The sequence below is a fragment of the Streptomyces sp. NPDC048442 genome, assembly GCF_040651475.1.
GTDB lineage: Bacteria > Actinomycetota > Actinomycetes > Streptomycetales > Streptomycetaceae > Streptomyces.
The window spans coordinates 123,037-144,535 of record NZ_JBEZKB010000016.1; the positions used below are offsets into that span (position 1 = coordinate 123,037).

A 21,499-nucleotide genomic window follows, 5' to 3' on the forward strand; every position below is an offset into this window, starting at 1 on the left:
CTGATACCAGCGGGCCCTGAAGTCATCGGCGGCTGGGTTCCGCCATGCGACGAGAGAGAACGATCACCATGGCCGACAAGCCGTCCGTCCTGTTCGTCTGCGTCCACAACGCCGGCCGCTCCCAGATGGCCGCAGCCTGGCTGACCCACCTGGCCGGAGACCGCGTCGAAGTCCGCTCCGCCGGCTCCAACCCGGGCACCGTCGTCAACCCGGCCGCCGTCGAAGCCATGGCCGAGGTCGGCATGGACATCTCCGCCGAGACCCCGAAGATCCTCACCGTCGACGCGGTCCGCGAGTCCGACGTCTGCATCACCATGGGCTGCGGCGACACCTGCCCCGTCTTCCCCGGCAAGCGCTACCTCGACTGGAAGCTCGAAGACCCCGCCGGCCAGGGCGTCGAGGCCGTGCGCCCGATCCGCGACGAGATCAAGAGCCTCGTTGAGGGCCTGATCGCCGAGATCGCCCCGGAGGAGACGGCATGAGCGAGATACGCGACGTCGTCATCATCGGCTCCGGACCCGCCGGATGCACCGCCGCCCTCTACACCGCCCGCGCCCAACTGCAGCCCTGCTGTTCGGCAGCAGCATTTTTGTGGGCGGCTCGCTGATCACCACCACCGAGGTCGAGAACTTTCCCGGCTTCCCCGAGGGCATCGACGGCCCCGTCCTGATGGACAACATGCGCGCCTAGGCCGAGAAGTTCGGTGCCGAGATGATCGACGACCACATTCTCTCCGTCGACCTGAGCGGCGACATCAAGCTGCTGACCGACTCGGCCGGCACCGTCCACCGCGCGAAGACCGTGATCGTCGCGACCGGCTCCGGGTACCGCAAGCTCGGCCTGCCCAAGGAGGACACGCTCTCCGGACGCGGCGTGTCCTGGTGCGCCACCTGCGACGGCTTCTTCTTCCGCGACCGCGACATCGTCGTGGTCGGCGGCGGCGACACCGCCATGGAGGAAGCCACCTTCCTCACCCGCTTCGCCCGCTCGGTGACCGTCGTGCACCGCAGCTCCAGCCTGCGCGCCTCGAAGGCCATGCAGAACCGGGCGTTCGCCGACGACAAGATCTCCTTCGCGTTCGACAGCGAAATCGCCGAACTCAAGGAGGACAACGGCATGCTCTCCGGCGTCGTCTTGCGCGACGTCTTTACCGGCACCACCCGGGACCTGGACGTGACGGGGTTGTTCATCGCGATCGGCCACGACCCGCGCACCGAGCTGTTCACCGGCCAAGTCGATCTGGACGACAGCAGGTACATCCAGGTCACCGCACCATCGACACGGACGAACGTCCCCGGCGTCTTCGCCGCCGGGGACGTCGTCGACCACAACTACCGGCAGGCCATCACCGCAGCCGGATCCGGCTGCCAGGCCGCCCTGGACGCCGAGCGGTACCTCGCCGCCCTCACCGACACCCACGCGGAAGGCCCCGCACTTGGCAGTGCGGAGGAGCAGGCGGACGCCATCGTCTTCCTCGCGTCGGACGCGGCCGCGTTCATCAACGGCGCGGTCCTTCCGGTGGACGACGGCTGGTCCGCCGTCTGAGGGAGCCGGGAGAGGGAGCCGGGAGAGGTCCGGAGGCCGGGAGAGGGAGCCGGGAGAGGTCCGGAGGCCGGGAGGGAGCCGGGAGGGGGCTGGTCCGGCGAAACCCTCCCGGGGCAGTGGTATGCATGATGCACACTCCGTCCTCATGCAGTCGAAGGAAACCTCGCGTGGACATGCCCCTTGGCCAGATCGAATTCGAGACGATGCTGCTCGGCCGGTACATGAATCTGCTCACCCATCGGGGCGACGGCCGGCTCGACCGCAGTGCCTACATCCTCCTCAGCCGGATCCTGACCGAGGGCCCGCTGTCGATCAACGAGCTGAGTCACGCCTTCGGCCTGGACGCCTCCACTCTCAATCGGCAGACCGCCGCCATGCTCCGGGCCGGGGTCGTCGAGCGCATCCCCGACCCAAAGGGCGGCATCGCGCGCAAGTTCACCATCACCGACGAGGGGAAGCGGCGTCTGGAGAGCGACCGCAGCGCCAACCTGGCAGGCCTGGCCCGCGTCCTGGAGAACTGGACCCCGGAGGAAGCGGCCGGGTTCGCCCGCTCCCTCGGACGTTTCAACCGTGACATCGAGCGGCTCGACGGCCGCCCGTGGCCCCGGGACTGACCCTCGGGACCGAGCGGATAAGTTTCGCTGAGGTTACGCCACCCTCCGGCGCGGCGGCACAGGCTCCGACCTGGGGTTTCGGTCCGGGCCCAGTCAGCTCCGCCACCTGCACAATCACCGCTTCAATTCCGTATGCCGGACATCTTGTTCCGCCTGGTGGGCGGATCTAGGGTCGGGCCACGCTCACGCCGGGGCGTAGGGAAGCGGCACAGGAAGAGGTCCAGGACGTGGCGGACGAACAGCAGCTCAGCAGTACAACGGAGTCCGGTGGAGTCGGGCGGCGGGGATTTCTGGCCGGGGCGGGGGCGGTGGGTACGGCTGCGTGGCTGGGGACGACTTCCCGGGCGACCGCGGCCGGTGTCGATGCCGGTGCCGGTGCCGGTGCCGGTGCCGACAAGCAGGGGAGCGGCGTGCGGGCCGAGCAGTTCGACGGGGCCGGCCGGAAGCTGCTCGTACCGGAGCTGTTGATGCTGCCGACGGGCGTGGCACGCGGGCAGGCCGTGCTCGTCGACGGCGGGAAGTTCAGGGAAGTCGGCCCCGCCGCCGGGCTCGTCGCCGCGCATCGCGATCTCGAACCGGTACGGCTGGACGGCCACTTGATCATGCCGGGGTTCGTCGACGCGCACCACCACCTCACGCAGACCTTCGGGAAGGCCCAGTCGTTCGGGCAGCCGTCCGAGATATTCAAGACGATCTGGGAGCCGCTGGAACACGCCCTCGACGGTGAGAGCGCCTACCTTTCGGCGAAGCTTGCCGCGCTGGAGGCGCTGCGCGGCGGCTTCACCACGGTCGCGGATGCCGGTACGCGTGCTCCGGTGGACGTGGCGGTGGTGGCCCGGGGGACCGAGGAGGCGGGACTGCGCTGCGTACTGTCCAGGATCGTCTCCGGAGGGAAGGGCGGGGAGGAGCACCTCGGGCGGTGGGGCGCGCACCCGTTGATCCATCCCTCCCTGGCCGTCGCCGTTCCCGAGGACGCCACCCGGGAGGTGCTCAAGACAACGGCGGACCTGTGCCGCGAGGCCGGTGCCGTGCTGCAGATCCACGTCAACGAGCATCTCGCCTCCGTGGAAAGGTCGTTGAAGAGCGTGGGGCGCCGTCCGGTGGAGTACCTGCACCACATCGGAGTGCTCGGCCCGCACCTCCTGGGCGCCCATGCCACGCTGCTCACGCCGGGCGAGATGAAGATGCTGGCCGATTCGGGCGCGGCGATCAGCTACAACCCGGTGGCCAGCGCCTGGAAGGGCAACGCCGTCGCCCACGCCACCATGCTCGCGGCGATGGGGGTGCGGTTCGGCACGGGAACCGACGGAACCCGCGGCGACGGCTTCCGGCTGGTCGACGCCGCGGAGACCGCCCAGCGGCTGGCGTACGGAATGGCGGCGGGCGACTCGTCGTGCGGGGCGGGCCGGATGTGGCTGGAGTACGCGACGTCGCTCGGCGCGGACGCGTTGGGGCTCGGCAAGGTCACCGGCACGATCGCCGCGGGAATGGCCGCCGACTTCCTCGTCGTACGGACGGACGTGCCGGAGATGACGCCCTCCTGGGACCTGGAATGGGAACTCGTACGGCTGGCGAACCGCGATCAGATCACCGCGGTGGTGGTGGCCGGCCGACTCCGGCTGTGGAAGGGCTGGCCACTGGACTGGGACGGCCCGGCACTGGTGGCGAAGGCGGCCAGGGTCGGCCCGGAGGTGGTGCGGCGGGCGGGGTTGCAGCGGGTGGAGCCGGGGCGGTGAGGCGGTGGCGGGGCGGGGAACCGGTGCCGGGTCGGGGACCGGTGCCGGGGCCGGGAACCAGTGGCGGGGCGGAGAGCCGGTGCCAGGACGGCGAACCGGAAGCGAGGCCGGGAACCGGTGCCGGGGCGGAGAGCCGGTGGCCAGGCCGGGAACCGGTGGCGGGGCGGAGAGCCGGTGGACGGGCCGGAAACCGGTGGCGGGGCGGAGAGCCGGTGGACGGGCCGGAAACCGGTGCCAGGACGGCGAACCGGTAGCCAGGCCGGAAACCGGTGGCGGGGCGGAGAGCCGGTGGACGGGTCGGGAACCGGTGGCGGGGCCGGGCTCAATTCCCCGCCGCCTTCTCCGCCTCCTTCGGCATCCATTTCGCGATGACGGCCGCGAGGGCGGCGACCGCGCACGCCAGGGCGAGGGTCGCCGTGTGCATGCCCGCGGTGAACGCGTCGACCACCGCGGCGCGCAGGTGTGGGTCCGGGGTACGGGCGTAGGCCTCCGCCACCGTCGTCGGGTGGCCAGGACCCGCCAGCGGGAGAGGCAGCCCGGCGGTGAAGACCGCCGTGGTGAGAGTTCCCGTCACCGCGATCCCGACGGCGCTGCCCAACTCCCTTGCCAGGCTCTGCAGTCCGGACCCGGCGCCCGCCCGGTCCGGCGGCAGGGCAGCCATCATGGCGTGCGAGAGCAGCGGTGTGGCGATGCCGCAGCCGAGGGCGGTGAGCACGGCGCCGAGCGCGTAGAGGGCATACGGGGTGTGGGAGTCGGCGGCGGAGACCGCGCCCAGCCCGCAGGAGAGGACGAGCATCCCGACGACCACCGTCCCCCGGCGCCCGCACACCCGCTCAAGCAGCAGCCCGCAGCGCGGTCCTGCCAGCAGGGCGGCGGCCATCGGCAGCAGACGCACTCCGGCGCCGAACGACCCGTGGCCCTTGGCGTACTGGAGGTACTGGCCGTTGAGGTAGAACAGGCCGAACATGCCGGTGAACAGCGCCGCCATGCCCAGCGCCCCCGCCGCCACGGCGGGCCCGGCGAAGAGCCGGGGGTCCAACAGCGGTTGCCGGCACCGCAGTTCGGCCCTGGCCCACCCGGCCAGCAGCAGCACCGACGCGGCGAGCGGCCCGAGCACGGCCGGGTGCGACCAGCCCCACTGCGGCCCCGAGACGATCCCGTACAGCAGCGCCAGGAACCCGGCGGTCAGCAGCACGCTGCCGAGTGGTGCGATCGGCCGCGGATGGCGGCGGGTCGTGGGCGCCACGGCTGCCACCAGAACCAGTGCGGCCAGCGCCGCCGGGACCAGGCAGACGAACAGGGTGCGCCAGGTGCCGAATTGGATGGCGGCGCCGCCTCCGACGTTTCCAAGCACGGCGGCGAGACCTGTCATGGAGGCCCAGACCGCGATGGCCCGGCGCCGCGCGCGGTCGGCGAGGCCGTCGACGAGCAGGGCGAGCGTGGTGGGCAGGACGGCGGCCGCGCCGATCCCGCTGATCATGCGTCCGGCGATCAGTACGGAGATGTGCGGGGCCGCGGCGCAGACGACGGCGCCCAGCGTGAAGACGCCCATTCCGCACATCAGGATGCCCTTGCGGCCCCGCCGGTCGGCGAGCGCGCCCGCGGGCACCAGCAGGCAGGCGAAGAGGACGACGTAACCGTCCACGAACCACACCACTTCCTGTGCGGTGGGGCGCAGTTCACCGGCGGACACGTCGGGGATGGCCAGGTTGACCGCCGAGACCATGCCGACCACCAGCGTGACGCACCAGCACATCGCCACTGTGGTCGTACGGGCCTCGGTCGTACGGGCCGCGGTCGTACGGACTGTGCTCATACGGAGTCGGGGTCGGATGTGCCGGTGCCCGTGGCGCGGTCGAGTGTGGCGTGCAGCGTCAGGCTGTCCCCGCGCAGATGGAGGAACTCCAGGTCGGCGGGGCGGCCGTCGGCGAGCCGGGTCAGTCGCTCCACGGCCAGGACCGCGCCGCCGGGGGGCATTTCGAGCACGGCGCACGTGGCCGGGTCCGCCACCATGGCCTGGACGGATATCTTGGCGGTGCCCAGCGGCCGGCCGGTCACGGCCTCGATGAGGGCGAAGACATCGCGGTCCCGCAAGGAGTTCGGTGCGTCCCGCAGCAGCGCGAGGAGCGGGTCGCCCACTTCGGGGAGGAGATAGGTGCAGTCCAGGGACAGCGCCATGCCGTTGACCCGGCGGAGCCGCTCCAGGTAGACGGCGTGGCTCCCTTCGGGAAGTTCCAGCCGGCGGGCGACCGAGTACGGCGGCTGTACGGTCCGGGCCTCGCGCACCTCGTTGACGACGGCCCCCTGTGCGCACAGGACCTCGGCGAGGCCGGCCAGTCCGCCGAGCGGGTGCTCGTACGCACGGCCGACGACGACGGTGCCCACGCCCCGGCGGCGCTCGACGAGTCCTTCGTCGGACAGCAGGGTCAGGGCCTCCCGTACGGAGTTGCGGGAGGTGCCGAACTCCGCGATCAGCGCCCGTTCGTCGGGCAGTACGCCGGTGGGGAAGGCGCCGCGCAGGACCTGCCCGCGCAGCACGTTCGCCACCGTGCGGGCCCGGTCAGCCCGGCACGGCGACCCACCGGGGGCGTTCGCGGACGTCGGCTCGTTCATGGTGTCCACTCCCCTCGCTCGTACTGCCTTGTTGTGGCCACCGAGGCTAGGTGAGCGATGTTGCGGCGGTGTTACGCCACCAGGCCTGACCTGCAGTGATGCGCTGGCCTTGGGGTTCTTGGAGCGTACGGGGAGAAACGCCACCGGGTGATACTGGTGGCGTGTACGGTCGGGGACATGTCACATCAACAGCCATCTCCCGCGCCCGTACCCGCCCCTGCCCGCGGCTCTGCCGACGCGCCACGCCGCACCGGTCTGCTCGTGGCAGCCCTGGCGGCCGGGCTGCTGTTGGGCGCCGCCGGCGTGGGGGCGGCCTGGGCGGTCACGGGGGACGACAGCGGGGCCACGTCCCCGACGGGGCCGGCGACCGATGCGCGCGGTGCCTGCGCCGCTCTCGCCGGCTTCGACGAGTCGAAGTACATGACGAAGGCCGACGAGGGCGATGTGTCCCTCCACCGCTGGAGCGGGGCCAACGCACTGTCCGCCGCAGCGGCTGCGGGCGACCCGGCGTACAAGCCGCTCGCAGCCGCCCTCCACCGGGCGCAGCAGCGCCACCAAGTGGTGTACGAATTCAACGCCGAGGTGAAGAAGGACCTGGCCGAGGCCCGTCGGATCTGTGCGGACATTTAGGGCCTGTCCGGCGGATCAGGCCGCATGGGAGTGACCTTGCCCTTTCACTACCGCTGAGCGGGGCATGGTGCGTGCAGCTGCAAGGCGGAGGATTGAGGCGACGCGGAGCGTCGTCGATTGACGAGAACGCCGCAGATGTGCGTGCCAGGGCACGCGACCGCGGCAAGATCCGCCGGACAGGCCCTGGAGCGTGTGCCTTGGACGGGGTGGTCAGCCCTTCCGGTCCGTGCGGGGCTCCTTGACGCACGTCCGGTCCTTCGTCGGCAGTTTGCCGGTGGCCAGGTAGCGGTTGACCTCGTCGTCCACGCACGTGCTGCCGTAACGCCCGTAGAGGCCGTGCCGGTTGGCGCCCTTCAGGGTGAGCAGTGCGGAGCTCGGCAGCAGGTCGTGCAGTGCGACGCTGCTCCGGTACGTGGTGCGCGGGTCGCCGGTGGCGGCCACGATCAGTGCCGGGGCGTCCCGCTGTACCCGGGTGGGCTCTTCACGCGGCCGGTCCCAGAAGGCGCACGGGCCGATGTTGCGTGTCATCGGTCCGAAGAGCGGGTGTGCGGCGCGGCTGCGTTCGATGTCCCGCCAGTAGGACCGGGGATCGCGCGGGGCCGCCACGTCCCCGCAGATGATCGCCTGCTGTACGCCCGAGGGTTCGGTCCCGCCCTGCAGCAGGTAGCGCAGCGACGCGGCGAACTCCGGTGACAGGGCGGTCGGCGCCGCTCCGTCGGCGGCCCTGGCCAGTACGGACATCTGCTCGCCGAAGGAGGCCCGTGCCGGGTCGGTGTCGTCCGCGGTGGCAGTGAAGAGGAGGGCGGGCACCTGGGTGTCGTCGAGCCGGAAGGTGTCGGCGCCGGTGCCGACCTGCAGCGGCTTGCGCGCGGACGCCGCGACGATGCGGTCGACGGTGGCGAGCACCGCCGCACGGGTACGGCCGAGGCCGTAGGTGTCGTGCCGGTTCGCCGCCCAGGCCGCCCAGTCGGCGAGCGCCTTCTCGTTCTCGCGCTCGGAGCCCTTGAGCATCCGGGGGCCGTAGTCGCCCGGGGCGAACGCACCGTCGAGCACCACCCGGTCGTACCTGCCGGGGAACATCTGCGTGTAGACCGTGCCCAGATAGGTGCCGTACGAGTACCCCAGGTAGGAGATCTTCCGCTCGCCGAGCGCGCCTCGGACGATGTCCATGTCGCGGGCGGTGTTGCGGGTGCTGATGTGCGGGAGCACCGAGGTGTGCGGGCGTACGGGGGTGCGCGGGAGTACGGAGGTGCCTGCGGCGCGGCACTTGGCGGCCAGGTTCTTCTGCAGGGCGACCTGGCTGTCGAAGCCCGCCCGGTCGGCGCCGGCCGAGAACCAGGCCGTTCCGACGGGCCAGCCGCAGTCCAGGGGAGTGCTGCGGCCGACGAAGCGCGGGTCGAAGCCGACGATGTCGTAGCGCGGACCGACGTCCTTCATCGCCTTGCGGATGACCGGCGGGACCTGGAGGGCGGGTCCGCCGGGCCCGCCGATGTTGAGGAGGATCGTGCCGATGCGGTGGCGGGTGTCGGTGGCCTTGAGCCGGGAGACCGCCACGGTGATCGTCCGTCCCCGGGGGTCGGCGTAGTCCAACGGCACGGTCAGGTCGGCGCATTGCAGGCCGGTGCCGTCCATGGTGCGGCCCGCCGTGTCCTGGGGGCCCTTGGCGCAGCTGCCCCAATGGGGGCGTTGCTGGTAGTAGCGGTCGAGCGGCGAACCGGATCCGGGTCCGGCGGGGGCTTGGGAGCCCTGCGCGGCGGGAGTCCCGGCAGCCTGTCCGGCGGGAGCCGCTGAGCCGAGTCCTGCGGGAGCCCCGGCGGCCGTGGTCAGACAGGAGGCCGTGGTGAGGCAGGCGGCGAGGGCCAGCCCGGTGGCGGAGGCGCGGCGCACGGCGGGGTGCAGAGGGGGCATGGTTCTCCGTAAGTCGTGGGATGCCCCGAGGCTAGGAAACCGGCCCGGTGCGGCACATCGCCCACGGGCACGAGGACCTCGGGCCCGCCCGTTCCCGAGCCCGGGACCAGGGGCCCGGTGGGCCTCCTCCTCCGGGACCAGGGCCCGGTGATCAGCGCCGGTCCTGCCGGACGGATCAGCCGGTCCTGGTGGACGGATCAGCCGATCCTGCTGGACGGATCAGCCGATCCTGCTGGACGGATCAGCCGATCCTGCTGGACGGATCAGCCGATCCTGCTGGACGGATCAGCCGGTCCTGCTGGACACCCACGGTTCACCTCACCCACCTCCAAGGGTCACCCATTCCTCACACCTGGCCGTGATCATCTGTCACATGACCTCCACTTCTCGGGCCTTCCGCCCGGCCACCGCCGGTTCGGTGCTCGCTCTCGCCGTTTCCGCCGCGCTCCTCTCCCCCGCCGCCCCGGCCCACGCCGCCGGCAACGCCGTCCCCACGTACGAAGTGAAGATCAACCTCACGGCTGCGGCGCTCGACGCGTCCCACGCTCCGACGGCGGCCGTCCGGTCGGCGTTCGGCATCACGGGCTCCGCGAAGGCCCGTTCGTACAGCTACTACGACACCGACGCCCGCGCCCTCGACGCCGAAGGGTGGAGCGTCCGGCTGCGCCACAAGGACGGCTCGTCCTTCGAGGAGACGTACAAGAAGCGCTTCCCCGTCACGGACGGGAACCTCGACGCGGCCCTGAACGCGGCCAACGCGGCGGGCTTCGACAGCAGCGACACCAATTACAAGGCCGAGGTCGACTGGGGCTACGGCAAGCAGACCCTGAGCTTCAGCACCGAGAAGAAGCGCAGCGCCACGGGCTACTCCGGCACCTCCATGCCGTCGGGCGACACCGGCCGCGGCTGGCTGGTCAACGACATCCCCGGCAAGCTGGCGGACGCGAAGACGGCCGGCTGGGGCACGAGCACGCTGGGCGCCTCCCGTGCGCACGGCCCGGTGACGGCCAAGGTGTACGGCGGTGCGTGGGGCGGCTCCGACGACGCCGGCATCGAGGTGCTGCCGGTGGTCGGTGCGAGCGGATCGGGTACGGAGTACGTCGTCGAGCTGTCGTTCAAGACCGGCGATCCCGCCGCGGCGGCCAAGCTGCACAAGGACTCCATCGCCGTCGCCGAGGCCAAGGGCTGGCTGTACCGCGGCGACATCCTCAAGACGCAGCTCATTCTCGACCGTTACTAGTCGCCTCGGCCGTCGCCGGCCGCCTCGAAGCACATGCCGAAGTACAAGGGAGTTCCTCCGATGAATCCGCGTCTCCTGCGCCGCCCCGCCACCGTGGTGCTGCCGCTGTCCACCGTGCTCGCGCTCACGACCGTCGTGGGCACGGCCGACGCGGCCGCCCCGACGCGGCACCACCACCCGGACCGCGCCCGCGTCGTCTCCACCTCGACGCTGCCTGACACGGGGCTGGGTGCCTTCAGCAACCGGCTGCTGCCCGGCACCGTCGGCGAGGACCGCGGAGTCGACCTGGGCGGCATCGGCAGCGACCTGTACCCGGCCGAGCGGCGCGGCGAGTACTGGACCGTCACCGACCGCGGCCCCAACGGGCAGATAGAGGTCGGCAAGGAGAAGCGGCGCACCTTCCCGGTGCCCGGGTTCAACCCGGCGATCGTGAAGATCCGCACCGTCGGCGGCCGCGTCCAGGTGCTGCGGTCGATCCCGCTGACCACCGCCGGCGGCAAGCCCGTGACCGGTCTGCCGAACCAGGCGGGCCGCGACGAGGCCCCCTACAACTACAACGCCACGAAGCCCCTCCCGTACAACCCGAACGGTCTGGACACCGAGGGTCTCGTCCGCGACCGGGACGGCAGTTTCTGGCTGGTCGACGAGTACGGGCCCTCGCTGGTCCACGTCTCGGCGCACGGGCGGGTGCTCGCCCGGCACGTGCCCAAGGGGCTGAAGCTGACCGGGGCCGGCTACCCGGTGATCGAGTCGCTGCCTTCGGTCCTCCTCAAGCGCAAGGTCAACCGCGGTTTCGAGGGGCTGGCGCTGCTGCCGGGCGGCGATCTGGTCCTCGGCCTGCAGAGCCCGTTGCTCAACCCGGGGAAGGCTGCCGGGGAGGGCTCCCGGACCACGCGGCTGCTGCGCTTCTCGCCGCGCAAGAACAAGGTCACCGCCGAGTACGCCTACCGCTTCGACGCGGTCGGTGTCGTCGAGCCGGGCCAGACCAAGACGTCCGAGCTCAAGCTCTCCGCGCTGGTCGCGCTCGGCGGCGACCGGCTGCTGGTCCAGGAGCGTACGGACAAGTCCGCGCGGCTGTACGAAGTCCGACTGCGGCCCGCCAACGACATCCTCAACTCCCGCTGGGAGTCCGCCACTTCGCCCTCCCTGGAGCAGCTCGGCGATCCTGCGGCGGCCGGCGTCCCGGTGCTGTCCAAGCGCCTGGTGGTCGACCTGAACACGGTGAAGGGCGTTCCCGGCAAGATCGAGGGCATCGCTGTCGAGGGTTCCTCGACGCTCGTCCTGCTCAACGACAACGACTTCGGCATGACCGACGGCCCGAAGGCTTTCGACGCGCGGGGCCGCCTGGTCGACAGCGGCATCGAGACAACCCTGGTCCGCGTCCGCCTGCCCCGGCCGGTGCGCTGACCCCCGGAGAGCGGACGGAGGGGCCGGAGAGAGCGCGGACGGAGCGGCCGGAGACGGGCCGAGGGGCTGGTTAATCGTTTCCTTCCGGATCATCCGTCACGACAGAATGAGGGGACTTGAACCAGGAGAAACCTCATGTCTTCGGCCCGAATCCGTCTCGATCACCTCATGCAGCCCGGCGACCTCACCAAGGCCGTCAAAACCGGTCACGTCTCGCGCCGGACGCACCCCCGGCTGCCGCTGTCGATCTACTCGTACACCCGGACCTGCCAGTACGAACAGCACTGGACCGAGGTGACCACGCGCTGCCGCGGGCTGGTCGTCGACGACGAGACCGGGGACGTGGTGGCGCTGCCGCTGCCGAAGTTCTTCAACGCGGCCGAGCACGCGCGGGAGCGCCCTTACGCACCGGCGCTGCCCGACGAGCCCTTCGAGGTGTACGACAAGGTCGACGGAAGTCTCGGCATCGTCTTCCACCACTCCGGGCGCTGGCACGTCGCGTCCAAGGGCTCCTTCACCAGTGAACAGGCCACCTGGGCCGGCCGGTTGCTCGCGACCAAGGACACCGGCGGGCTGCTCCCGGGCACGACCTACCTCGCGGAGATCCTCTACCCGGAGAACCGCATCGTCGTGAACTACGGCGAGCGGCGCGACCTCGTGCTGCTCGCCGCGTTCGGCCCCGACGGCGCCGAAGTGCCGCTCGCCGAGGCGGCCGTGGGCTGGCAGCCGATCGGCTCGGTCGTACGGGTGTGGCCTGCGATGCCGCTCGCCGAACTGGTCGCACTGAGCACCTCGAACACGCTGCCCGGCGGCGGCGTGGCCACCGGCACCGACGCCGAGGGCTTCGTCGTACGGTTCGCCTCCGGCCTGCGCACCAAGGTGAAGATCGCCGAGTACGTACGGCTGCACAAGGTGCTCACCGGGATCACCGAGCGGGACATCTGGCGGGGGTACGGAATCCAGCGCTTCCGGGACCACCCGGTGAAGGCGGTCGCGCAGGCGGTCGGTTCGTCGGTCGCGGAGGCGACCGGTGCAACCCCGCTGGACGACCTGCTGGAGCAGGTGCCCGACGAGTTCGACGCCTGGGTGCGCGGGGTGATCGCCCGGCTGGAGGAGGCCCTCACGGACCGGGAACGTGCCATCGACGACGCGTATGCGACGATCGCTCATCTCGGCGGTGACCGGGCCGCGTTCGCCCGCGCCGCACAAGCGCTTGCAGACCGCGCGGTACGGGCGGCGATGTTCCAGCGGCTCGCGGGAAAGCCGACCGAACTCCTGGTGTGGCGCTCCCTGAAGCCGGTGGCCGCCGACCCGTTCAAAACCGATGAGGACAGCTGAACCATGCCCGAAGCAACCACACCCGAAGCTTCCGTTCCCGAAGCAACCACACCCGAAGCTTCCGTACCAGAGGCGGCCAGGCCGGTGGTACACGTCATGACCGGCCTGCCTGCGTCAGGCAAGACCACCGCGGCCCGCGCGCTCCAGGCCGAGTCCGGAGGCCGGATGCGGCGGGTCAACCTGGACGACCTGCGGGCGATGCTCGACCTGCCCGCCGCCCGCAACCGGGACCGCGACGAGTCCCCCGAGGGCCGCGCGCGCTCGTTCGCCCGTGAGCAGACCGTACTGGCCGTCCAGGACGCGGCCGTCCGGGCGGCCGTCGACGGCGGTTTCGACGTGGTCGTCGACAACACGCACCTCACCCCGCACATCCCGAAGCGGCTCAAGGCGGCGGTGGCGGGGCAGGCCGTGTTCGTGGTGCACGACTTCACCGGCGTACCGCTGGAGGAGTGCGTACGCAGGGACGCCGCGCGTGCGAACCCGGTCGGTGAGGACATCGTCCGGATACTGGCCGACAAGCACCTCAAGGCCACCAAGGGCGGCTGGCGGCTCACCGACGGCTGGTTCAACGACCAGCCCCCGGTGGCCCCTTACGTGCCCGACCCGGCGCTGCCCTCGGCGGTCATGTGCGACATCGACGGCACGCTCGCGCTGACCGGTGACCGGGGCGCGTACGACTTCACCCGGTGCGGCCTGGACGTGCTGAACCCGTCCGTACGGGACGCGCTGCTCGCGTTCCGGCAGACCCACGGCGACACGCTCGTGCTGCTGTCGGGCCGCGGCGAGGAGTTCCGGGAGCAGACCGAGGAGTGGCTGAAGCGGCACGACGTGCCGTACGACGAGCTGTGGATGCGGCCCGTCCGCGACCAGCGGCGCGACGACATCGTCAAGGCCGAACTCTTCGACACGCACGTCCGCGAGCGGTTCGCGGTACGGGTCTCGCTGGACGACCGGGACCGGGTGGTCGAGCTGTGGCGCCGGATGGGGCTGCCCACCTGGCAGGTGAACTACGGCAAATTCTGAGGGAGTTCCGGCCCGGCCCGGCCCCCGACGCCTGGCCCGGCCCCCGACACCAGGCCCGGCCCTCCAGCTCCGCGCCCGGCCGGGTGCGTTACGCGGTGCTGAGCGGATGGGCCGCCGTCGCCGAGCGCGGGGGCCAGGCGCGCGGGGCGAGGATGCCGAGGACGTATGCGCGGGCCACCAGGGCGGGGCGGGTCGCGGCGCCCAGGAGTTCCCGCAGCCGGCTCAGGTGGTAGTCCACCGTCTGCCTCGACAGCTTCAGTGAGGTGGCGATGTCGCCGTTGCTGCTGCCCTCCGCCAGGAGCGAGAGGATGCGGACCTGCGCGGCGGTGAGCGGCGGATGGGCCTCGTGGGCGAGGCTCTGGTGGGTGACGACGGCCCACACGTGCCGGGCGCGGGCGGCGGAGTGGCCGACCGTGGTCAGGTGGAGCTGGGCGCGGCGCTGGAGCCCCTGCGTGTCGACGAGCAGCGCCGACGTCTCCACCCTTCTGGTGCGGCGGGCTATCAGACAGTTCCACTTTCCGTGCAGCCGGTCGAGGCCGGGCTCGGGGGCGAGCAGGGTGTGCACACGGCGGCCGACCAGGTCGGGCGGGCTCAGCTGGAACAGTTCGGCGGCCGCCGCGCTCGCCTCGATCACGCGTCCGTTCGCCGACAGCAGGGCGCAGGGCAGCCCGCTGTGGTCGCGCAGCGCCTGCAGGTGCTCCTCGGCCTCCTGACGCTGGACCATGGCGCGCAGGTGGTCGGTGATGTCGACGTAGATTCCGGCGACGCAGGTCCGCGCGTTCTCCCGTACGGGGAAGCGGTGGCCCACCGCCTGGCCCGCGCTGCCGTCCGGGCGCCGGTAGCCGAGAGTGTGGCGCACCGGTCTGCCCAGGGCCAGGACCTGCTGGTCGAGGGCGCGGAAGCAGTCGGCCTCGGCGGGGGCGTCGAAGTCCTCTATGCGCTTGCCCGCGAGTTCCTCCGGAACGGTGTGGTAGAGGTGCGCGTAGGCGTGGTTGGCCCACAGATAGCGGCCCTCGCTGTCCCTGATGAAGGCGGCGGCCGGGGAGAGGTCGACGAGGCCCGCGAAGGCGGCGTACCGGCTCGGGGCCCCGGCGGGGGCGGCAAGGTGCTCGATCGGTGTGCGGGGACTGGAATCGTCCACAGCGGTTTCTCCGTCCATGACGAAACGTGAAGGTCCGGCGGGCATGGGGGCCCGGTGAGCATGGGAACCCGGCGGGCGTGGAACCTGGTGAGCAGGGGAACCCGGCCAACTCGGCGTGCGACTCAGGCGTTTGCCTGAACGGCAGGCGTGCCCGATGGCGGTGCGGGCACCTGTCGCCTGGTCCCCTTGAGTGTGCGGGTGAACACTCCCCGCAACGTACACCGGTGATCCCCCCAGGCTCTACGCGCATCAACCGGTCCCGTACGACGACACGTATCAGACGGTACGTACCCAACCGGACGAATGGAGACGAACTTCAGTGAGCACGGTGCTGTTAGTGCATGCCAAGGGTGGTCCGCCGCTCGGTCACGTCCTGTCCAGGACGGCCGCACGGGCGGAAGTGCACCTGCTGGCGCTCAGCGCTCTTCCTCCCACCGTGGCAGGCTCCGCCCGGGGGCTGTGCGCCTCCGTCGTGACGCCTTCCGACGCGGAGCGCTCCGACCTGGTGTCGCTGATCGTCTCGCGGGCGAAGGCCGTGGGCGCGGAAGCGGTACTGACGTTCTCGGAGTACGCGGTGGTCGCCGTGGCCGAGGCGTGTGGGGCGCTCGGTCTCGCGGGTGCGGGCAGCGCGGCCGCACTCGCCCGTGACAAGCGGCTGATGCGGCGCACCTGGCAGGAACACGGCCTGTCGCAGCCCGAGTTCCGGCCCGTGGCCACGGAGGCGGACCTGTACGAGGCGGCCGATGCGCTGCCCTTCCCGCTGCTCCTCAAGGCGGCCTGGAGCGCGGGCTCCACCGCGCACCAGATCATCCGCTCGCCGCACGAATTGTCCGCCGCCTGGCGCCGCTCGCGCGAAGTGATGGCCGAGTCGGCCCTGTTGGGGTTCTCGGAGCTTCATGTGGCCGAGGCGGACGCGGACTTCGTGGTCGAGGAGATCGTGACCGGCACCGCTGCGGACTGGTTCGATGACGCCGGCTGGGGCGACTACGTCAGCGTCGAGGGCGTCGTCGCGGACGGCATCTTCCACCCGGTCTGTCTCAGCGGCCGGATGCCCACCGTCGAGCCGTTCACCGAGCGCGCGGCCATCACCCCCACCCCGCTGCCCCAGGATGCCCAGGACCGAATAGTGGCCCTCGCACGGGAGTCCGTCGACGCCCTCGGCCTGCGGGACTGCGGGATCCACACCGAGATCAAGCTCGGTGCGGACGGCAGGATGTGGCTGATCGAGACGGCCGCCAGGTTCGGCGGCGCGATGACGGTGCCGCAGATCGAGGAGGTCTTCGGGCTCGACCTCGTCGGCATGCTCGTCGACCATCTCCTCGGCCGCCCGGTCGAGTGGCCCGCACAGGCCCTCACTCCGGCGCAGGCACGCGGCGCGGCGGGTTCCCTCGTCGTCCTCGCGGTCGACGGGCGGGGCGAGGCCTGGCAGGACCGCAGGGTCTGGGACTTCCCCGTGGTCTCGGCGGACGTGCGTCTCAGCCGGGGCAGCGCGCTGTCGGTGGTCGCGGAGAGCTCGCTCGCCGACGGCAGCCTCGTACCGGTCTACGACCCGGCCGCGGGCGCCAACACCATGGCGGCCCTGTGCCTGCTCTCCGCCACCGACCCGCGGACGGTGCTCCGCGATTTCGAAACCCTGGTGGACGCCCTGCCCAAGGTCCTGCCGGCCGCGTCGCCCGAGGCTCTGTCCGCCGCGCGGCCCGAGGTCCAGTCCGCCGCGTCGCCCGAGGTCCAGCCCGCCGCGCGGCCCGAGGTCCAGCCCGCCGCGTCGCCCGAGGCTCTGTCCGCCGTGCAGTCCGAGGAGGCCTCCCGATGACCGTCCCGCTCTTCACCGGCAACGCCGAACCGGCCACCGACCGCACGGTCGTCGGCGAGAACCTCTCCCTGCCTCTCTTCCGTACGCTCTCCGGCGTCCTGGCCGGTCATCCGTACCTCAAGGTCGTCGTCGACCGTGCCGAGAACACCTGGCACCTGCTCGACACCGCCGCGCACCCCTTCCACGTCAACTACATCGCCACCCGCGTCCTGGGCATGGAACTCGCCGCACTCGACGCCGGCCTGGACGCCTTCAACGCCTCCGTCTACATGGACCCCGAGCGCCGGTTCCTGCTCGGTGTGCTGTCCCTGCACACCGACGAGGACACGGAGGGCCGCGAGCGCACCTTCCTCGTCCTGGAGACGACCGAGGCCGACACCATGCGCGGCGAACTGCTCGCGTTCTTCTACGAGTTCGTACGGGAACGGGTCGACAGCAGGTTCCCGGTGCTGCTCAAGCCCGCCAACCACGGGCAGGAGGAGGAGCTGGCGGCGATCAGCGAACTGCGCGTGCCCCGCATCCTGAGCCACGAGCTCTTCGGCTCCAGGACGCGGACGCCGCTCAACCCCGGCGAGGCCACCGGCCGGCTGCGGTTCTTCCGTACGAACGAGGAGTACGCCGCCGAGGCGGACGGGCTCGGCTGGTCGGACATCGTGGCCATGCCGTGCCTGCCGGACGACGTGCCCCGGGTGGCCGGATTCCTCAACACCGCGCCGATCACCCCCCTTTCGCACACCAACGTCCTCGCCTCCGGCTGGGGCATACCCAACGCGATCGTGCGCGACCTGGAACAGCTCGTCGAGAAGGACGGCCTGGACGGCGCGTGGGTCCGCTACCGGGTGTGCGAGGACGAGATATCCCTGGAGCGGCTGGAGAACGAACCGGAGCTGCGGGCTCCGGCCTGGCACCAGCAGCGCATCCGCCTCGAACGGCCCCTGCTCGAAGACGCCCCCGTACTGGCCCTGCACCGGCTGCGCGGCGCGGACCGGGACCGGTACGGCACCAAGGCGGCCAACCTCGGCGAGCTGCACCACGTGCTCGACAGCCGTACGGCCGACCTGACCGCCTTCTACGGGCGGCCCCGCCCGCCGCGCGAGGACCTCTACGGGCACCTCGCGGCCCGGCTCGGACTGAACGCGCCCTCCGCCGCCGAACTCCGCGGCGGGGCGGCCGAGTTCGTCGCCACGACGGTCGGTGCTCCGCAGGGTGTCGCGCTCCCGTTCGCGCTCCAGCAGCACTTCCTCGCCTCCTCCCCCGCCATCCAGCAGGGCATCGGCAAGCTCAAGATGGCACTCGAACTCGACGCCACCGACGTCCTGGACTCGCTCTGCCTGCAGCTCCAGCACCGGATCCGGCACACACCGCTGCCCGAGTCCGTCACCCGGCAGATCTGCGGGGCCTTCCCCACCGGGCGGCTGGTGGTGCGCTCCTCCTCCAACGCCGAGGACCTGCCGGGCTTCTCCGCAGCGGGCGTCTACGACTCCGTCACCACCGTCCACTCCGCCGACGAACTCCTGGACGCGGTGCGCCAGGTGTGGGCCTCCCTGGTGTCGCCGCGCAGCGTGCGGCTGCGCCACCAGGTCGGCATCTCACTGGACGACACGTACATGGGCGTGATCATCCAGGAGTACGTGCCCGCCTCGCTCGGCGGCGTCCTGGTGACCTGCAACCCGACCCGCCGCGAGGACTTCCGCAACGTCTACCTCAACTGCTCGCCCGGCTCCCCCGAGCAGGTGGTCGACGGGTCGGTCCTGCCGCAGCAGTACCTGTACAACACGGTGGAGGGCGGCGGCCGCACCGTCGCCCTGGGCTCCTGGGGCGAGGCGCTGTCCGCCACCACCCGCGCCCGCCTCGCCGATCTGTCGCTGACCGGGCGGCTCCTGCAGTCCCACTTCAGCGGATCGGACATCGGCGGGTCCGACGTGGACAAGCCGCTGGACATCGAGTGGCTGATGACCGAGCAGGGCGACTTCCGGCTGGTCCAGATCCGCCCGTACGCGCTGTGAGGGCGCGCCGACGGGCAGCCGGCGGCGGCAGGGCCAGCGGCAGCGGCCTGACGGTGACCGCCCGCCGGATCATCCGGCTCAACTACGGCTTCCAGCTGCTGTTCAACCTGCTGTGGTGGATGCCGGTATTCTACGCCTACCAGAAGGCGGCCGGGCTCTCCGACGGGCAGATCTTCGGCATCCAGAGCATCTACTACGTGGCCTTCTGCCTGTTCGAGATCCCGACCGGGCTGATCGCCGACCGGATCGGCACCCGCAACTGTCTGCGGGCCGGTGCGGTCGTCATGACCGCGGCGAACCTGGCACCGGTGTTCAGCGCCTCGTACACCGGCTTCCTCGTCCACTTCCTCGCGATCGCCGCGGGCCGTTCGCTCACCTCGGGAGCGGCAAGCGCCTATCTGTACGACGGGCTGCGGGCCGAGAAGTGCGACGAGCACTATCTGAAGGCGGAGGGCACCGCACGGGCGCTGGGTCTTGCGGCGAAGGTCGTGTGCTGGCCGCTGGTCGGGCCCCTGATGGCGGTCGCCCACGCGGCCCCGTACGTACTCAGCGCCGTCAGCGCGGCGGGCTCCCTGGCCTGCGCCGTCGCGCTGCCCCGGCTCGCGGGGGCGGGCGGCGGTACAGGCGGAGGTACGGAGAAACCGGCGGGCGGAGGGCGCAGGGGCGGCGCGTTCCTGCGGGACGCGGGCTCCGCGCTGCGCTGCGTCGCGTCCTCTCGCTGGCTGGCCCTGGTGATGGTGCAGGGCGTGGCGGTCTTCACGCTGTCCCGGATCTGCCAGGTCAACCTCTTCCAGCCGATCCTGCTCGACCACGGCATCGCGGAGGCCTCGCACGGCGGGGTGCTGGCCGCGATGACGGTGGCGGAGGCGGTGGCCTCGGCTCGCCCCCAGTGGCTGAGCCGTCGCCTGACCCCGGTGGCCTGGGTGTCGATCCTCAGCCTCGCGCTCGCGGGGACCCTGGCGGCGATGACCCTCGGCGGGCCGTGGGTGGTGGTCGGGCTGCTCTGCCTGTTCGCCGCCGGGACCGGCTTCGCGTATCCCATCCAGCGCAAGCTGGTGAACGACGCGGTGCCCGCGCACGCCCCGCGCGCCACGCTGCTGTCGATCGAGAGCATCGTGGACCGCGCGGTGTGCGCACTGGCCGCGGTCGCCGCGGGGGCCTATCTCTCCGCCGGACACCTGGACGCCCTGCTGTGGCACAGCGCGCTCGCCACGGCGGTGCTGCTCGGGGCCTTCCAGCTGCTGCTGCGCAGCGGGGTGCTGCACCGGGACGCCGCCGGGGCCCCGGCGGCGGACGGGGATGACGCGGGCGACGCGGACGATGCGGCCGGCGCGGACCGGCTGACCGCCCGCGGGCGCCGCCGGACGGGCACGTAACGGCGCCCCGGCCGCTCCCCCGCTGACGTACGCACCTTGTCGGCCTGTCAGCAGGTCGCGTACGTCAGCGGGACCGGTTGCCGAGGAGTCCGATCAGCCAGGCCGGGAGGTACGCGGGCCGGTGCGGCAGTCCGATCTGGTACGGCAGGTGGCCCAGCGAGGCGGCGACCTCGACCTCCTCGGCCGTCTCCGCCTGGTAGACGAGCAGACAGCGGCCGGAGTTCGCCTTCGCGCGCTGCCAGAGGGCGGGGGCCGGCTTGCGTTCCGCCTCGGTGCGGGGCGTGAGGATCCGGTCGCCGAAGTCCTTCCAGGCGAAGGGCGCGGAGCCACGCCACGTGGCGTCGACCTCCTTCTTCAGCCTGGCGGCACGCTCGGCGTCGGTCGCGCCCCAGGCGGGCGGAACGTTGGTGATCAGACCGATCCTGATGCGGCGCTCGCGCAGGGCACGCAGATAGTCGGCCGCACCGGCCCGATAGCCGATGCTGCCGTCCTCGGCGGTGTGCACGAGGGTCTCGCCCAGGTCGAAGTACACGACAGGACAAGCCCGTTCACTGCCCGTCCGCACACCCACGGCCGACCCGCTGCCGCCCGCCCCACTCCCGGCCACGACCGCACTCGCCGTACCCCCTGGACTCACCGCGCCTGCCGTACTCGTCGCGCCGGCCGTGCCGCAGAGCGCGATGGATGCCAAGGCTGTGGCCAGCGCGAGGCTTGCGCGGGGCAGGTGCTTGGGGGCGGATCTGTTCATGGCGTGGTTGCCCTTCTCCTCGCGCACCCCGGTGGTGCGCCTGTTTCCGGTCATGACACCTCGGCTCCGCAAGGTCTCCGGTCTTCGCACGCTCTACCCCCGAATACCGTGTGGCAGTCGGGGCAGGAGTCAACTCCTCTGAAAGTAACCGGGGTTGTCAGGCTTGTCGGTTTCCGGACACCGGGCCCACCCCTGCAAAGTTCAACCAACTTGCCTCAGGTACAACGGAGTTCGAGTTCGCCACCGACCGGGGCATCGCGGGCGGAACCGCATCTTCCGCACTTCTCAGCCGCTACCCGGGGGAGCAGCTCACGGTCCGTCAACTCGCGGGTAGCATCACTCGAAGATCGGCTCCGCTCCT

16 protein-coding genes and 1 pseudogene are annotated in these 21,499 nt (G+C 71.5%); 12 read left to right on the forward strand and 5 right to left on the reverse strand.

Annotation, left to right across the window (positions count from 1 at the left end):
* Positions 1–68 precede the first annotated feature (68 nt).
* The 4 genes and pseudogenes from AB0D18_RS23760 (at position 69) to AB0D18_RS23775 (ending at position 3,895) form a co-directional block, all read left to right on the forward strand.
* On the forward strand, positions 69–482 hold the full coding sequence (locus AB0D18_RS23760) for an arsenate reductase ArsC (RefSeq protein ID WP_362422048.1): 414 nt from the start codon (positions 69–71) through the stop codon (positions 480–482).
* Positions 479–1,545 (forward strand): annotated as a pseudogene (trxB, locus tag AB0D18_RS23765) (thioredoxin-disulfide reductase). Before AB0D18_RS23760 ends, trxB begins: the two are co-directional and overlap by 4 nt.
* Before the next feature lie 167 nt (positions 1,546–1,712).
* Positions 1,713–2,159 carry a MarR family transcriptional regulator gene (locus AB0D18_RS23770; protein ID WP_362421912.1) on the forward strand — a complete coding sequence of 149 codons (447 nt, stop codon included), beginning with the start codon at positions 1,713–1,715 and terminating at the stop codon, positions 2,157–2,159.
* A gap of 410 nt (positions 2,160–2,569) precedes the next feature.
* Positions 2,570–3,895, forward strand: a complete 1,326-nt coding sequence (locus AB0D18_RS23775) for an amidohydrolase family protein (RefSeq protein ID WP_362422051.1) — start codon at positions 2,570–2,572, stop codon at positions 3,893–3,895.
* Positions 3,896–4,217: 322 nt separating this feature from the next.
* Here AB0D18_RS23775 and AB0D18_RS23780 read toward each other — a convergent pair whose 3' ends face one another.
* Both AB0D18_RS23780 and AB0D18_RS23785 read right to left on the reverse strand, forming a co-directional pair.
* Positions 4,218–5,711 (reverse strand): MFS transporter, encoded by a 1,494-nt coding sequence (locus tag AB0D18_RS23780; protein WP_362421916.1) that lies wholly within the window; start codon positions 5,709–5,711, stop codon positions 4,218–4,220.
* Positions 5,708–6,508, reverse strand: coding sequence for a GntR family transcriptional regulator (locus tag AB0D18_RS23785; protein ID WP_362421919.1), 801 nt, complete (start codon positions 6,506–6,508; stop codon positions 5,708–5,710). Before AB0D18_RS23785 ends, AB0D18_RS23780 begins: the two co-directional genes overlap by 4 nt.
* A 177-nt stretch (positions 6,509–6,685) precedes the next feature.
* Here AB0D18_RS23785 and AB0D18_RS23790 point away from each other — a divergent pair, with 177 nt between their 5' ends.
* The gene (locus AB0D18_RS23790; protein ID WP_362421922.1) at positions 6,686–7,138 is read left to right on the forward strand and encodes a hypothetical protein; all 453 of its coding nucleotides are present in this window, start codon (positions 6,686–6,688) and stop codon (positions 7,136–7,138) included.
* 210 nt (positions 7,139–7,348) lie between these two features.
* Here AB0D18_RS23790 and AB0D18_RS23795 read toward each other — a convergent pair whose 3' ends face one another.
* Positions 7,349–9,046 carry an alpha/beta fold hydrolase gene (locus AB0D18_RS23795; RefSeq protein WP_362421924.1) on the reverse strand — a complete coding sequence of 566 codons (1,698 nt, stop codon included), beginning with the start codon at positions 9,044–9,046 and terminating at the stop codon, positions 7,349–7,351.
* A 373-nt stretch (positions 9,047–9,419) separates the two neighbouring features.
* Here AB0D18_RS23795 and AB0D18_RS23800 point away from each other — a divergent pair, with 373 nt between their 5' ends.
* The 4 genes from AB0D18_RS23800 (at position 9,420) to AB0D18_RS23815 (ending at position 14,054) form a co-directional block, all read left to right on the forward strand.
* Entirely contained in the window at positions 9,420–10,286 is an 867-nt protein-coding gene (locus AB0D18_RS23800; RefSeq protein ID WP_362421927.1) for a hypothetical protein, read from the forward strand.
* A 60-nt stretch (positions 10,287–10,346) separates the two neighbouring features.
* Positions 10,347–11,693, forward strand: coding sequence for an esterase-like activity of phytase family protein (locus tag AB0D18_RS23805; protein ID WP_362421930.1), 1,347 nt, complete (start codon positions 10,347–10,349; stop codon positions 11,691–11,693).
* A 135-nt stretch (positions 11,694–11,828) separates the two neighbouring features.
* Positions 11,829–13,031: an RNA ligase gene (locus AB0D18_RS23810; RefSeq protein WP_362421933.1), complete on the forward strand. Its 1,203-nt coding sequence runs from the start codon at positions 11,829–11,831 to the stop codon at positions 13,029–13,031.
* Between the two features lie 3 nt (positions 13,032–13,034).
* Complete coding sequence (locus AB0D18_RS23815; RefSeq protein WP_362421936.1) at positions 13,035–14,054, forward strand: AAA family ATPase; 1,020 nt, start codon at positions 13,035–13,037, stop codon at positions 14,052–14,054.
* Positions 14,055–14,142: 88 nt separating this feature from the next.
* On the opposite strand, the gene AB0D18_RS23820 is transcribed toward AB0D18_RS23815, so the two are convergent.
* Positions 14,143–15,195: a PAS domain-containing protein gene (locus AB0D18_RS23820; RefSeq protein ID WP_362421939.1), complete on the reverse strand. Its 1,053-nt coding sequence runs from the start codon at positions 15,193–15,195 to the stop codon at positions 14,143–14,145.
* Between the two features lie 319 nt (positions 15,196–15,514).
* On the opposite strand from AB0D18_RS23820, the gene AB0D18_RS23825 reads away from it, so the two are divergent.
* From AB0D18_RS23825 to AB0D18_RS23835, 3 genes are read left to right on the forward strand one after another with little or no spacing between them, the layout of a single operon-like run.
* Entirely contained in the window at positions 15,515–17,008 is a 1,494-nt protein-coding gene (locus AB0D18_RS23825) for an ATP-grasp domain-containing protein (RefSeq protein WP_362421942.1), read from the forward strand.
* Positions 17,005–19,014, forward strand: coding sequence for a PEP/pyruvate-binding domain-containing protein (locus AB0D18_RS23830; protein ID WP_362421944.1), 2,010 nt, complete (start codon positions 17,005–17,007; stop codon positions 19,012–19,014). Before AB0D18_RS23825 ends, AB0D18_RS23830 begins: the two co-directional genes overlap by 4 nt.
* The gene (locus AB0D18_RS23835; protein ID WP_362421947.1) at positions 19,011–20,390 is read left to right on the forward strand and encodes an MFS transporter; all 1,380 of its coding nucleotides are present in this window, start codon (positions 19,011–19,013) and stop codon (positions 20,388–20,390) included. The genes AB0D18_RS23830 and AB0D18_RS23835 overlap by 4 nt, the downstream gene beginning before the upstream one ends.
* Positions 20,391–20,454: 64 nt before the next feature.
* Here AB0D18_RS23835 and AB0D18_RS23840 read toward each other — a convergent pair whose 3' ends face one another.
* On the reverse strand, positions 20,455–21,192 hold the full coding sequence (locus AB0D18_RS23840; RefSeq protein WP_362421950.1) for a hypothetical protein: 738 nt from the start codon (positions 21,190–21,192) through the stop codon (positions 20,455–20,457).
* Positions 21,193–21,499: the final 307 nt, after the last annotated feature.

Coding starts and splice junctions, on each gene's coding strand:
- AB0D18_RS23760 (WP_362422048.1), top strand. CDS start 69: ATGGCCGACAAGCCGTCCGTCCTGTTCGTCTGCGTCCACAACGCCGGC.
- AB0D18_RS23780 (WP_362421916.1), bottom strand. CDS start 5,711: ATGAGCACAGTCCGTACGACCGCGGCCCGTACGACCGAGGCCCGTACG.
- AB0D18_RS23785 (WP_362421919.1), bottom strand. CDS start 6,508: ATGAACGAGCCGACGTCCGCGAACGCCCCCGGTGGGTCGCCGTGCCGG.
- AB0D18_RS23790 (WP_362421922.1), top strand. CDS start 6,686: ATGTCACATCAACAGCCATCTCCCGCGCCCGTACCCGCCCCTGCCCGC.
- AB0D18_RS23795 (WP_362421924.1), bottom strand. CDS start 9,046: ATGCCCCCTCTGCACCCCGCCGTGCGCCGCGCCTCCGCCACCGGGCTG.
- AB0D18_RS23800 (WP_362421927.1), top strand. CDS start 9,420: ATGACCTCCACTTCTCGGGCCTTCCGCCCGGCCACCGCCGGTTCGGTG.
- AB0D18_RS23805 (WP_362421930.1), top strand. CDS start 10,347: ATGAATCCGCGTCTCCTGCGCCGCCCCGCCACCGTGGTGCTGCCGCTG.
- AB0D18_RS23810 (WP_362421933.1), top strand. CDS start 11,829: ATGTCTTCGGCCCGAATCCGTCTCGATCACCTCATGCAGCCCGGCGAC.
- AB0D18_RS23815 (WP_362421936.1), top strand. CDS start 13,035: ATGCCCGAAGCAACCACACCCGAAGCTTCCGTTCCCGAAGCAACCACA.
- AB0D18_RS23830 (WP_362421944.1), top strand. CDS start 17,005: ATGACCGTCCCGCTCTTCACCGGCAACGCCGAACCGGCCACCGACCGC.
- AB0D18_RS23840 (WP_362421950.1), bottom strand. CDS start 21,192: ATGACCGGAAACAGGCGCACCACCGGGGTGCGCGAGGAGAAGGGCAAC.